Genomic DNA, 13,740 nt, shown 5'->3' with positions numbered 1-13,740 from the left:
TGCCGGCGATTGGGCCGCAACGCGGCCCCAAAATCCCGAATGTTTCGCGTAGCATGCCCCCACCAAGACCCTAGGCAACGCCACCATGCTGATCCCCTACGACCAACTGCAAGCCGAAACCCTGACCCGACTGATCGAGGACTTCGTCACCCGCGACGGTACCGACAACGGCGACGACACCCCGCTGGAAACCCGCGTGCTGCGGGTGCGCCAGGCATTGGCCAAGGGCCAGGCGTTCATCCTTTTCGACCCGGAAAGCCAGCAGTGCCAGTTGCTGGCCAAGCATGATGTGCCCCGCGAGCTGCTCGACCAACAGATCTGACCTCTTCGCGGGCGTGCCCGCGAAGAGGCCGGCACAGGCAACATCAAACCCTGCGGGCCTTGGCCTGCTGCCCTTCCTTGATGCGCTTGTACACCTCGGCCCGATGCACCGGCACTTGCCGCGGTGCATCCACGCCAAAGCGCACCATCCCGTCCCGCGTTTCCACGACCATGATCCGAATGTCATCACCAATCACGATGATCTCTCCCACTTCGCGCCCTATTACCAGCATGCTCCGTTCCTCCAGCGAAAGGGAAAACCGGAGCCTGCCTTGACGGCATAGGGCTACTCAATAGTTCTACCGTGATTCAGAAGCACCCTACATCTGCCGGTAACTTTCCTTACAGACGAATCATCGCGACTGAGCCTTGGCCCGCATTTTCACCGCCATCTCAGCCATCTCGTCATACAGCCGCTCAGGTGCCTGACGCTTCAGTTGCCAGGCCTGGCGCCCGGCCTCATGGGGCAGGATCAGGAACTCACCAGCGGCAACCTGCCGGTGGATGTATTCGGCGATGTCCGCCGCATTGATCGGCGAGCCTTCAAGCAGCTTACCAACCTGGGCTTTCATCGCCGGGTTCGGCCCGCGGAACGAGTCCAGCAGGTTGGTCTGGAAGAAAGACGGGCACACCACGTGCACCGCCACTTCCAGTTCGCGTAGCTCGACCAGCAGGCTTTCCGACAGGGCCAGTACGCCGGCCTTGGCCACGTTGTAGTTGCTCATGCCCGGCCCCTGCATCAGCGCAGCCATCGAGGCGATGTTGATGATTCGCCCCTTGCTGCGCTCCAGCAGCGGCAGAAAGGCCTTGCAGCCCTTGACCACACCCATCAGGTTGACCGCGATCTGCCAGTCCCAGTCCTCCAGCGACAGTTCGGCGAAGAACCCGCCCGAAGCGACGCCGGCGTTGTTGACGATCACATCGATACCACCGAACTGCTCGGTGCAGGCCTGGGCCAGGGCGGTGAGCTGGCTGTAGTCGCGCACGTCGCAACGCTGGGCAAAGCCTTCGCCGCCAGCTGCGCGGGCCAGCTCCAGGGTTTTGCGCAGGCCGGCTTCGTTGACATCGGCCAGCGCCAGGCGCCAGCCCTCACGCGCCCAGCGCAGGGCGATCTCGCGACCGAGGCCGGACCCGGCGCCGGTAATCATGATGCGGTTTTGCATGGTGACTGGCCTTGTTCTGATGGGTTGTGCAACCAGTCTAATCAAGGCCTGGTGGGCAGGCAGGGTTCATCAGGGTAGTGAATGGACGGGCATGACTGTGTGGTTAGCCTGCACCGGCTGCTCCTGCAGGGACCGCACACACCTGTAGGAGCAGCCTTGTGCTGCGAAGAGGCCGGTACAAGCCCTACACAAATGGAATCTTTGACACTCACCACCAGTCCTTATTTACAAGAGGCCAGCAGTCCGAGGCCCTTGACCCTCAACCACGCAAGGACTCCGTCATGACAACGATTCTCATCATCATCCTGATCCTTCTGCTGATTGGTGGCTTACCGGTCTTCCCGCACTCGCGCAGCTGGGGCTATGGCCCGTCCGGCATCATCGGCGTGGTGCTGGTAGTTCTGCTGGTTTTGTTGCTGCTAGGCATGATCTAGCGGCGAAAACACAAAAAAACCGCGCCGAAGCGCGGTTTTTCATTGCCGGAAGGATCAGTGCGAAACAGCACCCGAAGCGCCCAGGCCAGTCTGCGAACGCACGAACTGCGGGAAGAACAGCGCACGTTCGTCTTCGGCAGCCTTGGACTTGTCGGTGACCGAGAAGAACCAGATACCGACGAAGGCGATCAGCATCGAGAACAGCGCCGGGTACTCGTACGGGTAGATCGGCTTCTCGTGGCCGAGGATCTGCACCCAGATGGTCGGGCCGAGGATCATCAGCGTCACCGCGCTCACCAGGCCCAGCCAGCCGCCGATCATCGCACCGCGGGTGGTCAGCTTCTTCCAGTACATCGAGAGCAGCAGTACCGGGAAGTTGCAGCTGGCCGCGATGGAGAACGCCAGGCCGACCATGAAGGCGATGTTCTGCTTCTCGAACAGGATACCCAGGCCGATCGCCAGTACGCCCAGGGCGACGGTGGTGATCTTCGACACGCGGATCTCGTCCTTGTCGTTGGCCTTGCCCTTGCGCCATACACTGGCGTACAGGTCGTGGGACACCGCCGAGGCACCGGCCAGGGTCAGGCCGGCGACCACCGCCAGGATGGTGGCGAAGGCAACAGCCGAGATGAAGCCGAGGAACACGCTGCCACCCACGGCGTTGGCCAGGTGCACCGCTGCCATGTTGTTGCCACCCAGCAGGGCGCCAGCGGCGTCCTTGAAGTCCGGGTTGGTGCTGACCAGCAGGATGGCGCCAAAGCCGATAATGAAGGTGAGGATGTAGAAGTAGCCGATGAAGCCGGTGGCGTACAGCACGCTCTTGCGCGCTTCCTTGGCGTCACTGACGGTGAAGAAGCGCATCAGGATGTGCGGCAGGCCGGCGGTACCGAACATCAACGCCAGGCCCAGCGAGAATGCCGAGATCGGGTCCTTGACCAGGCCGCCCGGGCTCATGATCGCCTCGCCCTTGGCGTGCACCTTGATTGCCTCGGAGAACAGGGTGTTGAAGTCGAAGCCAACGTGCTTCATCACCATCAGCGCCATGAAGCTGGCACCGGACAGCAGCAACACGGCCTTGATGATCTGTACCCAGGTAGTGGCCAGCATGCCGCCGAACAGTACATACAGGCACATCAGGATACCCACCAGGATCACCGCCACGTGGTAGTCCAGGCCGAACAGCAGCTCGATCAGCTTGCCGGCACCGACCATCTGCGCGATCAGGTAGAACGCCACCACCACCAGCGAACCGGAGGCCGACAGGGTGCGGATCTCCTTCTGCCCGAGGCGGTACGAGGCCACGTCGGCGAAGGTGTACTTGCCCAGGTTGCGCAGGCGTTCGGCGATCAGGAAGAGGATGATCGGCCAGCCGACCAGGAAGCCGATCGAATAGATCAAGCCATCGTAGCCAGAGGTGAACACAAGTGCAGAAATACCCAGGAACGAGGCGGCCGACATGTAGTCACCGGCAATCGCCAGGCCGTTCTGGAAGCCGGTGATCTTGCCCCCTGCGGCGTAGTAGTCCGACGCCGACTTGTTGCGCTTGGAGGCCCAGTAGGTGATGCCGAGGGTGAAGGCGACGAAGGCCACGAACATGGCGATCGCGGAGACGTTCAGCGGTTGCTTCTGCACCTCGCCGGTCAGGGCATCGGCGGCCCACACGGCGGGTGCGAAGGCTCCGCAGGCCAGTACGGCCAGGGCTTTGGCGTGGCGAATCATTGTTGCGCCTCCTTCAGGATGGCCTTGTTCAGCTCATCGAATTCGCCGTTGGCGCGGCGTACGTAGATGGCGGTCAGGACGAATGCCGAGACGATCAGGCCGACGCCCAGGGGGATGCCCCAGGTAATCGACGACTCAGGGCTGAGCTTGGTGCCCAGGATCTGAGGACCGTAGGCGATCAGGAGGATGAAGGCGCAGTACAGGCCGAGCATGATCGCCGAGAGAATCCAGGCGAACCGTTCGCGTTTGGTGACCAGCTCCTTGAAGCGGGGGCTGTTTTGTATCGAGAGGTAAATGCTGTCGTTCATTGTTTTTGTCCTAGCAGCACAGATAGGGGTGGAACCCACGACCCTTACTTTATGCGGCTATCGGACGCCAACCAGACGACCTTAGTCTTAGATGCAACGGTGTTTTACGGATCACGCAACAAAACAGCTTGCACATATCCCTGTAGGAGCAGCCTTGTGCTGCGAAGAGGCCGGTACAGGCTGCCCGAATCTTCGCAGCTTGCACCGGCCTCTTCGCAGCACAAGGCTGCTCCTACAACGGAACGGGTTGTTACTTGCCAGTCCACTCCTTCACGCGATCAGGGTGCTTGGCCACCCAGTCCTTGGCCGCCGCTTCAGGCTTGGCGCCTTCCTGGATAGCCAGCATCACTTCGCCGATCTCGTCCTTCGACTGCCAGTTGAACTTCTTCAGGAACTCCGCCACTTCCGGGGCCTTGGTGGCCAGTTCCTTGCTGCCGATGCTGTTCACGGTTTCCGCGGCGCCATACACGCCTTTCGGGTCTTCGAGGAACTTCAGCTTCCACTTGGCGAACATCCAGTGCGGTACCCAGCCGGTCACCGCAATCGACTGCTGCTTGGCATAGGCACGGCCCAGTTCTGCTGTCATCGCCGCGCCGGAACTGGCCTGCAGCTTGTAACCGGTCAGGTCGTAGTCCTTGATTGCCTGGTCGGTCTTGAGCATTACGCCGGAGCCGGCGTCGATGCCGACGATCTTCTGCTTGAAGGTGTCATCGGTCTTGAGGTCGGCGATGCTCACCGCCTTGACGTACTCAGGGACGATCAGGCCAATCTTGGCGTCCTTGAAGTTCGGGCCGTAGTCGACCACGTTGTCCTTGTTCTTGGCCCAGTACTCGCCATGGGTCACCGGCAACCAGGCCGACAACATGGCATCGAGCTTGCCGGTGGCCACGCCCTGCCACATGATCCCGGTGGCCACGGCCTGCAACTTCACGTCGTAGCCGAGCTTCTGCTTGATCACTTCGGCAGCCACGTTGGTGGTCGCCACGCTGTCAGCCCAACCATCCACGTAACCAATGCTGACTTCTTTGGCCATTGCCTGTGCCGCACTCATGGCCAGTACCATGGCGGTGCCCACACCCAGGAAACGTCGCATTTTTGTATTAGCAGCCATCAAAGCATCCCCTCGTCAGGTCTCGGAATTTGCATCATCGTCCTGCAACAATAGTCGACCTGCTCCAGCTACGACCTATATCCGCCCCATATGCGACAGCACTATGCCATTAGCGCCATCGGCCTATGCCGCCCTGCGCGATCCTTGCATGCCAAAAGTTTGGCGCCGGGCTACTATCTACCCTTTTGCGCCTGACGATGGACCGCCCGATGCCCAGTTCTACCCGCCTGCTGCTGCCGTTGTACCTGCTTGCCTGCCTGCTCGCCCTGCTCGGGCTCGGAGGGCTCTGGTACGGGCTTGGCAAGCCGGTGCAACTGCCGGATGCGGCCAGCCCGACGCACAAGCTGCAATGCGCCTCGTATACCCCGTTCGACAAGGACCAGTCGCCCTACGACCAGCCGTTGCGCCTGCGCCCGGCCCGCATGGATGCCGACCTGGCGTTGCTGGCCGAGCGTTTCCAGTGCATCCGCACCTATTCCCAGACCGGTCTTGAAGCAATCCCGGCGCTGGCACGCAAGCATGGCCTGAAGGTGATGCTGGGTGCCTGGGTCAACGCCCACCCGGCCGACACCGAGAAAGAAATCGAGCTACTGATCGCCGCCGCCAATGCCAACCCCGACGTGGTCAGCGCGGTGATCGTCGGCAACGAGACGCTGCTACGCAAGGAGGTGACCGGCGCACACCTGGCCACGCTGATCGCCCGGGTGAAAAGCCAGGTCAAGGTGCCGGTAACCTACGCCGATGTGTGGGAATTCTGGTTGCAGCACCCGCAGGTAGCGCCTGCGGTGGACTTCCTGACTATCCACTTGCTGCCTTACTGGGAAGACGACCCGCGGGGCATCGACGAAGCCCTGGCCCACGTCGCCGATGTGCGCCGGGTGTTCGGCACGCGCTTCGCGCCGAAGGACATTCTGATCGGTGAAACCGGCTGGCCCAGCGAAGGCCGCCAGCGCGAAACCGCACAGCCCAGCCGGGTCAACGAGGCGCGCTTCATTCGCGGGTTCGTGGCCATGGCCGAAAGCAACGGCTGGCACTACAACCTGATCGAGGCGTTCGACCAGCCATGGAAGCGCGCCAATGAGGGGGCGGTCGGTGGTTACTGGGGGCTTTACGATGCCGACCGGCAGGACAAGGGCATACTCGAAGGACCGGTGAGCAACCTGCCTTACTGGCCGCAGTGGTTGCTGGCCAGTGCTGTGCTAATGGTGCTGATGCTGATGCTTGCCGGGCGCCCGGCCACCCCGGCGGCGGCCATGCTGCTGCCGTTGCTGGCAGCGTTTGGGGCAGGCTGCCTGGGGCTTTGGGGCGAGCTGATGCGCACCCATGCGCGCTTTGCCGGGGAGTGGCTGTGGGCGGTGCTTCTGGCAGGGCTGAACCTGCTGGTGCTGGCCCATGCCGTGCTGGCCCTGGCACGGCGCGCGGGCTGGCGCGAGCGCCTGTACGCCTGGTTGCAGGCGCGGGCCGGCTGGCTATTGCTGGCGGCGGGTTTTGCCGCGGCGGTGAGCATGCTGGCGATGGTGTTCGACCCACGCTACCGCAGCTTCCCCAGCGCAGCGTTGGCGTTGCCGGCGCTGGTGTTTGCAGTGTGGCCGGTGCGGGCGCGGCGTGCGGAGGTGGCGTTACTGGCGTTCATCGTCGGTGCCGGGGTGGCGCCGCAGTTGTTTGTGGAAGGGTTGGAGAACCAACAGGCCTGGGGATGGGCAGTGGTCAGTGTGCTGATGACCGCGGCCTTGTGGCGGAGCTTGCGGCTGCGCCCGGCCTGATATCCTTGGGACCGCTTCGCGCTCCATCGCAGGCAAGTCAGCTCCCACAGGAGTTATGCTACCTATGGAATCGGCGCGGTCCCTGTGGGAGCTGGCTTGCCTGCGATGGGCCGCAAAGCGGCCCCTTTCAGCCTTGATCCGGCAACCTGACCAACCGCAACCCCGCCAACACCAGCGCGAACACGGCAATGCTGGCGGTATACAGCACCAGTGCCGGCACCGCGAACACCAACGCCACCACCGCCAGCCACCAGCCGCCACGGCCGGCAACGACCTGCGCCAGCAGCGCCAGCCCCAGCCCGCTCCAGGCCATCACCTGATGATGAATGCCCAACCCCAGCAAAGACCGCACCTCACACTGCCAGTACGCCGCCGGCGCCGTGCACAGCCCCACCCACTGCCCGTCCTCCATCATCCCATAGCGCACGCCATAACTGGCAGCAAGCCAGAGCCCCAGAAACAGCACAAGCAGCGCAGCCGGCAGCGAACGAGACATCCAGCTCTCCAATAGCGGTAATCGAAAGCATCCATGATCGCTTATGCCCAGTTGTAAGGCAAAATCACCTCCCTGCAGCTATGTTGCAGATAACAAGCACACCAAAGACCACCGCACCTGGCAACTTTGCCCGGCCCGTTGTGGTCCTAGCCTGCACACTGCTCGACCTTGCGTTCTTTTGGGGGATTACATGCTTCGATCTTTGCGCCTCGCTGCCTTGCTCGGTGGCCTGCTCATGGCTGTGGCCGCTTCGGCGCGGGATATCGACGCCGCGAGCTATGGTTTCCCCTTGACCAACCCGTTCGAGGCAACCATCGCCACCACGCCACCGGACCAGCGCCCCACCCTGCCCGAAGATGATGAAATCAACCAGTCCGACTACAGCCTCAACCTGCGCCCGGACCGTGAATTCACTCTGCCGGACAATTTCTGGGCGGTGAAAAAGCTCAAGTACCGTCTGGCCCGCCAGGACCGCGAGGCGCCGCTGATCTTCATCATCGCCGGCACCGGTGCGCCCTACACCAGCAGCATCAACGAATACCTGAAGAAGCTGTTCTACCAGGCCGGCTTCCACGTGGTGCAGCTGTCGTCGCCAACCAGTTACGACTTCATGAGCGCCGCCTCGCGCTTCGCCACCCCAGGCGTCAGCCAGGAGGATGCCGAAGACATGTACCGGGTGATGCAGGCCGTGCGCGCCCAGCACCCGCGCCTGCCAATCAGCGAGTTCTACCTCACCGGCTACAGCCTGGGCGCACTCGACGCTGCCTTTGTCAGCCACCTGGACGAAACCCGCCGCAGCTTCAACTTCAAGCGCGTACTGCTGCTGAACCCGCCGGTCAACCTGTACACCTCGATCAACAACCTGGACAAGCTGGTGCAGACCCAGGTCAAGGGCATCGACCGCAGCACCACCTTCTACGAGCTGATGTTGGCCAAGCTGACCCGCTACTTCCAGGAAAAGGGCTACATCGACCTCAATGAGGCCTTGCTGTACGACTTCCAGCAGTCGCGCCAGCACCTGTCCAACGAGCAGATGGCCATGCTGATCGGCACCTCGTTCCGCTTCTCGGCGGCCGACATTGCCTTTACCTCCGACCTGATCAACCGCCGCGGCCTGATCATTCCGCCGAAGTTCCCGATCACCGAGGGCAGCAGCCTCACGCCATTCTTCAAGCGTGCCCTGCAGTGCGACTTCGACTGCTACATGACCGAGCAGGTCATCCCCATGTGGCGCGCCCGTACCGACGGCAACAGCATCCTGCAACTGGTCAACCAGGTCAGCCTGTATGCACTTGAAGATTACCTGAGCAGCAGCGACAAGATCGCCGTGATGCACAACGCCGACGACGTCATCCTCGGCCCTGGCGACATCGGCTTCCTGCGCAAGGTGTTCGGTGAGCGTCTGACCCTTTACCCCCATGGCGGCCATTGCGGCAACCTCAATTACCGCGTCAACAGTGACGCCATGCTGGAGTTCTTCCGTGGTTAACAAACTCCTCTTCGCCACTGCCCTGTTCGCCGCCGGCCACGCCCTGGCTGCCGAAACCGCCCCCCGGGCCAGCGTGGTCGAGGCCGACCCGCAAGTCACCGAAGCGCCACTGGCGCCCGAGACCGATGGTTTCCTCGACCCGCTGCGTGAGCTGAAATTCAACCCGGGGCTGGACCAGCGCGAGTTCGAGCGCTCCACCCTGCAAGCGCTGAACGTGTACGACCCGCTGGAGTCGATCAACCGGCGCGTCTATCACTTCAACTACCGTCTGGACCAATGGGTGCTGCTGCCGATGGTAAGCGGCTACCAATACGTCACCCCGCGCTTCGTGCGCACCGGGGTGACCAACTTCTTCAACAACCTGGGCGACGTGCCGAACCTGTTCAACAGCGTGTTGCAGCTCAAGGCCAAGCGCTCGGCCGAGATCACCGCGCGGCTCATGTTCAACACCATCATCGGCGTGGGTGGGCTTTGGGACCCGGCCACCAAGATGGGCCTGCCGCGGCAAAGTGAAGACTTTGGCCAGACCTTGGGCTTCTATGGCGTACCGGACGGGCCGTACCTGATGCTGCCGGTGCTGGGGCCTTCGAACCTGCGCGATACCACCGGGCTGGTGGTGGACTATGCAGGCGAACAGGCGATCAACTACCTGAACGTGGCCGAAGCCAGCAGCGACCACCCGGAAATCTCCGTGCTACGCGTGGTGGACAAGCGCTACAGCACCAAATTCCGCTATGGCCAGCTCAACTCGCCGTTCGAGTACGAGAAGGTGCGGTACGTTTATACCCAGGCGCGCAAGTTGCAGATAGCCGAGTAGGCCGGCCAGGCCTCTTCGCAGCACAAGGCTGCTCCTACAAGGCGACGCGCTACCCTGTAGGAGCAGCCTTGTGCTGCGAAGAGGCCGACACAAGCAATATCAGATCCCGAGGAACTGACAAAGCTCCCGTTTCTTGGCCAAGGCATCCTTTCGCCCCAGCTCTATCAGCTCGCTGCAGTAACTGGCCTCGAACAGCAAATAGCTCAACACCCCCGCCCCGCTCGTACGCGTCGCCCCCGGCCCACGCAGGAACATGCGCAACGCCGCCGGCAACTCGCGCCGATGTCGCGCGGCAATCTCGTCCAGCGGCTGGCTGGGCGCCACCACCAGCACATCGATCGGCGCCAGGCCCAGGCGCCGGGCGTCCAGGTGCGCCGGCAACAGGTGGCTCAGGTGGTTGAGGCGCTGCAGCAGCTCGATGTCGTCTTCCAGGCTGTCAATGAACGTACTGTTGAGCATATGCCCGCCGATCTGCGCCAGGCTCGGCTGCTGCCCGCTGAACACCCGCTGGGTCGGCAGCGGTGGCGCCGGCCGCTGCGGGTTACCGCTGACACCAACCACCAGTACCCGGCTGGCGCCCAGGTGCAGGGCCGGGCTGATCGGTGCCGACTGGCGCACCGCACCATCGCCGAAATATTCATCACCCAGCCGCACCGGGGCGAACAGCAACGGGATGGCCGCGCTGGCCAGCAGATGATCGATGGTCAATGGCGTGGGCATGCCGATACGGCGATGGCGCAACCAGGCTTCGATGGTGCCGCGGCCCTGGTAGAAGGTCACCGCCTGGCCGGACTCGTAGCCAAACGCGGTCACCGCGACGGCGCGCAGTTGCTCGGCGGCCAGGGAGTGGGCGATGCCGTCCAGGTTCAGGTGCGCCTGCAGCAAGCCGCGCAATGGGCTGCTGTCCAGGAGCGCCACTGGCGCCGGGCCACCCACGCCCAGCAGGTTGTGGGCGACGAAGCGGCTGGCCTGGCGGACCACACCGGGCCAGTCGCTGCGGATGACCAGGTGGCTGCGGAAGTTCTGCCAGAAGGCGGTGAGCCGTTGTACGGCGTCGCTGAAATGGGTGGCGCCGCTGGCCAGGGTGACGGCATTGATGGCCCCGGCGGAGGTGCCCACGATGACCGGGAACGGGTTGTGCGCGCCGGCTGGCAGCAACTCGGCAATGCCGGCCAGCACGCCCACCTGGTAAGCGGCGCGGGCGCCGCCGCCAGAAAGGATAAGACCGGTTACCGGGGGTGGGGGCATAGGAGTCCTTCCTGGGGTTGATGTGCTGTCAGTGCCGGCCCTTTCGCGGGTGAACCCGCTCCCACAGGTTCTTCACCGGCCTTGAAGGCTGTGCAATACCTGTGGGAGCGGGTTCACCCGCGAAAGGGCCGGCACAGGCAAAACAAAATTCAGCGCTTCTTCTTGTCATACAGCCGCGGCTCCCCTTCGGGCCGCGACTTGAAACGGCGATGCGCCCACAGGTACTGCTCGGGGCATTCGCGCAACACGCTTTCCACCCACTGGTTGATTCGCAGGCAGTCAGCCTCTTCGCTCTCCCCGGGGAAATCCGCCAGCGGCGGGTGGATCACCAGGCGATAGCCGCTGCCATCCTCCAGGCGCTTCTGGGTGAACGGTATCACTTGCGCCTTGCCCAACCGGGCAAACTTGGTGGTAGCGGTCACCGTCGCCGCCGGGATGCCGAACAGCGGCACGAACAGGCTCTGCTTGGCGCCGTAGTCCTGGTCGGGTGCGTACCAGATCGCCCGGCCCGAACGCAGCAGCTTGAGCATGCCGCGTACGTCCTCGCGCTCCACCGCCAGCGAGTCGAGGTTATGCCGCTCGCGGCCGCTGCGCTGGATGAAGTCGAACAGCGGGTTGCCGTGCTCGCGGTACATGCCATCGATGGTGTGATGCTGGCCCAGCAGTGCGGCGCCGATCTCCAGGGTGGTGAAGTGCACCGCCATCAGAATGGCCCCCTGCCCCGCCTGCTGGGCGGCCTGCAGGTGCTCCAGCCCCTCGACATGGGCCAGGCGCGCCAGCCGGGCCTTGGGCCACCACCAGCTCATGGCCATTTCGAAGAAGGCGATACCGGTGGAGGCGAAGTTGGCCTTGAGCAGGCGCTGCCGTTCGTCGACCGACAGCTCCGGGAAGCACAGCTCCAGGTTGCGCGCGGCAATGCGCCGCCGCTCACCGGCAAAGCGGTACATCACCGCTCCCAGCACGGCACCGACTTTCAACAGGACCCGGTACGGCAACTGGACCAGCAGCCACAGCAGGCCCAGGCCCAGCCACAGGCCCCAGAAACGTGGGTGAAGGAAATAGGGACGAAAACGCGGGCGTTCCATTGAAGCTTCCGGAAAGACAAAGGCCGCGCATTCTACAACGGATCAGCGCATGTTGCGGGCAACCGGTCTTATCGTTATAAGTCAGGGCACTTTTTTCGCAACAAGCCGTCTATGCAGACCATGAGCCCAAACCACACACCCGACACCGCCTCCGTGTTCCAGCTCAAGGGCAGCATGCTCGCCATTACAGTGCTGGAGCTGGCGCGCAATGACCTTGAAGCCCTCGACCGCCAACTGGCGGCCAAAGTCGCCCAGGCACCGAACTTCTTCAGCAACACGCCACTGGTGCTGGCGCTGGACAAGCTGCCGGCCGACGAGGGGGCAATCGACCTGCCCGGCTTGATGCGGATCTGCCGCCACCACGGCCTGCGTACCCTGGCCATCCGTGCCAACCGCATCGAGGACATCGCCGCCGCCATTGCCATCGACCTGCCGGTGCTACCGCCATCCGGCGCGCGCGAGCGGCCGCTGGAGCCCGAACCCGAGGTGAAGAAGCCAGAGCCAGCCCCTGTCCCGCCACCAATCCTCGAACCCGAGGTGCGCCCGACCCGCATCATCACTGCGCCAGTACGTGGCGGCCAGCAGATCTACGCCCAGGGCGGTGACCTGGTGGTGACCGCTTCGGTCAGCCCGGGGGCGGAACTTCTGGCCGATGGCAACATCCATGTGTACGGCGCCATGCGCGGCCGCGCCCTGGCCGGCATCAAAGGCAATACCAAGGCACGTATCTTCTGTCAGCAGATGACCGCCGAAATGGTCTCCATCGCCGGCCAGTACAAGGTCTGCGAGGACCTGCGCCGCGACCCGCTGTGGGGTACCGGCGTGCAAGTCAGCCTGTCTGGCGACGTGTTGAACATCACCCGTCTTTAACGGATACTTGCCAGCATTTTTAGTGCAACTTTTCTTACCGTTGCCATTTATTTGTATTTTTGCAGGGACGTGTGTCCCGATTATTTTAGGGGTGAAACACCTTGGCCAAGATTATCGTGGTTACTTCCGGCAAGGGGGGTGTGGGCAAGACCACTACCAGCGCCGCCATTGGTACCGGCCTCGCACTGCGTGGCCACAAGACCGTCATCGTCGACTTCGACGTGGGCCTGCGTAACCTCGACCTGATCATGGGCTGCGAACGCCGCGTGGTGTACGACTTCGTCAACGTGGTCAACGGCGAAGCCAACCTGCAACAGGCCCTGATCAAGGACAAGCGCCTCGAGAACCTGTACGTGCTGGCCGCCAGCCAGACCCGTGACAAGGACGCGCTGACCCAGGAAGGCGTGGAAAAGGTCCTGATGGAGCTGAAGAAAGACTTCGACTTCGTCATCTGCGACTCGCCGGCCGGTATCGAGAAAGGCGCCCACCTGGCCATGTACTTTGCCGACGAAGCCGTCGTGGTCACCAACCCCGAGGTATCCTCGGTACGAGACTCCGACCGCATGCTGGGCATCCTGTCGAGCAAGTCGCGCCGCTCCGAGAACGGCGAAGAGCCGATCAAGGAACACCTGCTGATCACCCGCTACCACCCGGAGCGCGTGGAAAAGGGCGAAATGCTGAGCATCGCCGACGTCGAAGAGATCCTGGCGATCAAGCTCAAGGGTGTGATCCCCGAGAGCCAGGCAGTGCTCAAGGCTTCCAACCAGGGTATCCCGGTCATCCTCGACGACCAGAGCGATGCCGGCCAGGCCTATAGCGATACCGTCGACCGTCTGCTGGGCAAAGAAAAGCCCCTGCGGTTCATCGAAGTGCCGAAGCAAGGATTCTTCGCGCGCCTGTTTGGAGGCAAGTAAAC

15 protein-coding genes are annotated in these 13,740 nt (G+C 63.0%); 7 read left to right on the top strand and 8 right to left on the bottom strand.

All coding sequences use genetic code 11. From position 1 onward, the window contains the following. Positions 1-85 precede the first annotated feature (85 nt). On the top strand, positions 86-322 hold the full coding sequence (locus GYA95_RS02785) for a YheU family protein (protein WP_015269288.1): 237 nt from the start codon (positions 86-88) through the stop codon (positions 320-322). A 43-nt stretch (positions 323-365) separates the two neighbouring features. On the opposite strand, the gene csrA is transcribed toward GYA95_RS02785, so the two are convergent. Beyond that, positions 366-554, bottom strand: coding sequence for a carbon storage regulator CsrA (csrA, locus tag GYA95_RS02780; protein ID WP_003259056.1), 189 nt, complete (start codon positions 552-554; stop codon positions 366-368). Positions 555-674: 120 nt separating this feature from the next. Continuing rightward, entirely contained in the window at positions 675-1,484 is an 810-nt protein-coding gene (locus tag GYA95_RS02775) for an SDR family oxidoreductase (RefSeq protein ID WP_015269287.1), read from the bottom strand. Between the two features lie 281 nt (positions 1,485-1,765). On the opposite strand from GYA95_RS02775, the gene GYA95_RS02770 reads away from it, so the two are divergent. Beyond that, entirely contained in the window at positions 1,766-1,918 is a 153-nt protein-coding gene (locus GYA95_RS02770) for a DUF3309 family protein (protein WP_013971433.1), read from the top strand. Between the two features lie 54 nt (positions 1,919-1,972). Here the strand turns inward: GYA95_RS02770 and GYA95_RS02765 are convergent, their stop codons facing one another. The 3 genes from GYA95_RS02765 to GYA95_RS02755 form a co-directional block, all read right to left on the bottom strand. Then, complete coding sequence (locus GYA95_RS02765; protein WP_013971432.1) at positions 1,973-3,637, bottom strand: cation acetate symporter; 1,665 nt, start codon at positions 3,635-3,637, stop codon at positions 1,973-1,975. After that, positions 3,634-3,945 carry a DUF485 domain-containing protein gene (locus tag GYA95_RS02760; RefSeq protein ID WP_003260090.1) on the bottom strand — a complete coding sequence of 104 codons (312 nt, stop codon included), beginning with the start codon at positions 3,943-3,945 and terminating at the stop codon, positions 3,634-3,636. Before GYA95_RS02760 ends, GYA95_RS02765 begins: the two co-directional genes overlap by 4 nt. Before the next feature lie 250 nt (positions 3,946-4,195). Continuing rightward, entirely contained in the window at positions 4,196-5,056 is an 861-nt protein-coding gene (locus tag GYA95_RS02755) for a glycine betaine ABC transporter substrate-binding protein (protein WP_013971431.1), read from the bottom strand. A 197-nt stretch (positions 5,057-5,253) separates the two neighbouring features. Between GYA95_RS02755 and GYA95_RS02750 the strand changes: the two genes are divergently transcribed. Beyond that, positions 5,254-6,819, top strand: coding sequence for a glycoside hydrolase family 17 protein (locus GYA95_RS02750; protein ID WP_043935419.1), 1,566 nt, complete (start codon positions 5,254-5,256; stop codon positions 6,817-6,819). A gap of 127 nt (positions 6,820-6,946) precedes the next feature. On the opposite strand, the gene GYA95_RS02745 is transcribed toward GYA95_RS02750, so the two are convergent. Next, positions 6,947-7,315 carry a hypothetical protein gene (locus GYA95_RS02745; RefSeq protein WP_015269284.1) on the bottom strand — a complete coding sequence of 123 codons (369 nt, stop codon included), beginning with the start codon at positions 7,313-7,315 and terminating at the stop codon, positions 6,947-6,949. Positions 7,316-7,505: 190 nt separating this feature from the next. Here GYA95_RS02745 and GYA95_RS02740 point away from each other — a divergent pair, with 190 nt between their 5' ends. Further along, positions 7,506-8,804 carry a hypothetical protein gene (locus GYA95_RS02740; RefSeq protein WP_003260096.1) on the top strand — a complete coding sequence of 433 codons (1,299 nt, stop codon included), beginning with the start codon at positions 7,506-7,508 and terminating at the stop codon, positions 8,802-8,804. A 73-nt stretch (positions 8,805-8,877) separates the two neighbouring features. Then, positions 8,878-9,621 carry an MlaA family lipoprotein gene (locus GYA95_RS02735; protein ID WP_043936071.1) on the top strand — a complete coding sequence of 248 codons (744 nt, stop codon included), beginning with the start codon at positions 8,878-8,880 and terminating at the stop codon, positions 9,619-9,621. A 99-nt stretch (positions 9,622-9,720) separates the two neighbouring features. Here the strand turns inward: GYA95_RS02735 and GYA95_RS02730 are convergent, their stop codons facing one another. Both GYA95_RS02730 and GYA95_RS02725 read right to left on the bottom strand, forming a co-directional pair. Further along, positions 9,721-10,869, bottom strand: coding sequence for a patatin-like phospholipase family protein (locus GYA95_RS02730; protein ID WP_015269283.1), 1,149 nt, complete (start codon positions 10,867-10,869; stop codon positions 9,721-9,723). Positions 10,870-11,018: 149 nt separating this feature from the next. After that, complete coding sequence (locus GYA95_RS02725) at positions 11,019-11,954, bottom strand: lipid A biosynthesis lauroyl acyltransferase (RefSeq protein ID WP_015269282.1); 936 nt, start codon at positions 11,952-11,954, stop codon at positions 11,019-11,021. A gap of 111 nt (positions 11,955-12,065) precedes the next feature. On the opposite strand from GYA95_RS02725, the gene minC reads away from it, so the two are divergent. Further along, positions 12,066-12,824 (top strand): septum site-determining protein MinC, encoded by a 759-nt coding sequence (gene minC, locus GYA95_RS02720; RefSeq protein WP_023660587.1) that lies wholly within the window; start codon positions 12,066-12,068, stop codon positions 12,822-12,824. Positions 12,825-12,925: 101 nt separating this feature from the next. Next, the gene (gene minD, locus GYA95_RS02715) at positions 12,926-13,738 is read left to right on the top strand and encodes a septum site-determining protein MinD (protein ID WP_013971423.1); all 813 of its coding nucleotides are present in this window, start codon (positions 12,926-12,928) and stop codon (positions 13,736-13,738) included. The last annotated feature ends 2 nt before the right edge of the window (positions 13,739-13,740 follow it).

Source organism: Pseudomonas asiatica (assembly GCF_009932335.1).
GTDB classification, from domain to species: Bacteria; Pseudomonadota; Gammaproteobacteria; order Pseudomonadales; family Pseudomonadaceae; genus Aquipseudomonas; species Aquipseudomonas asiatica.
Note: the sequence above shows the minus strand (reverse complement) of the source record. Positions and strands in the feature narration are given on the sequence as shown.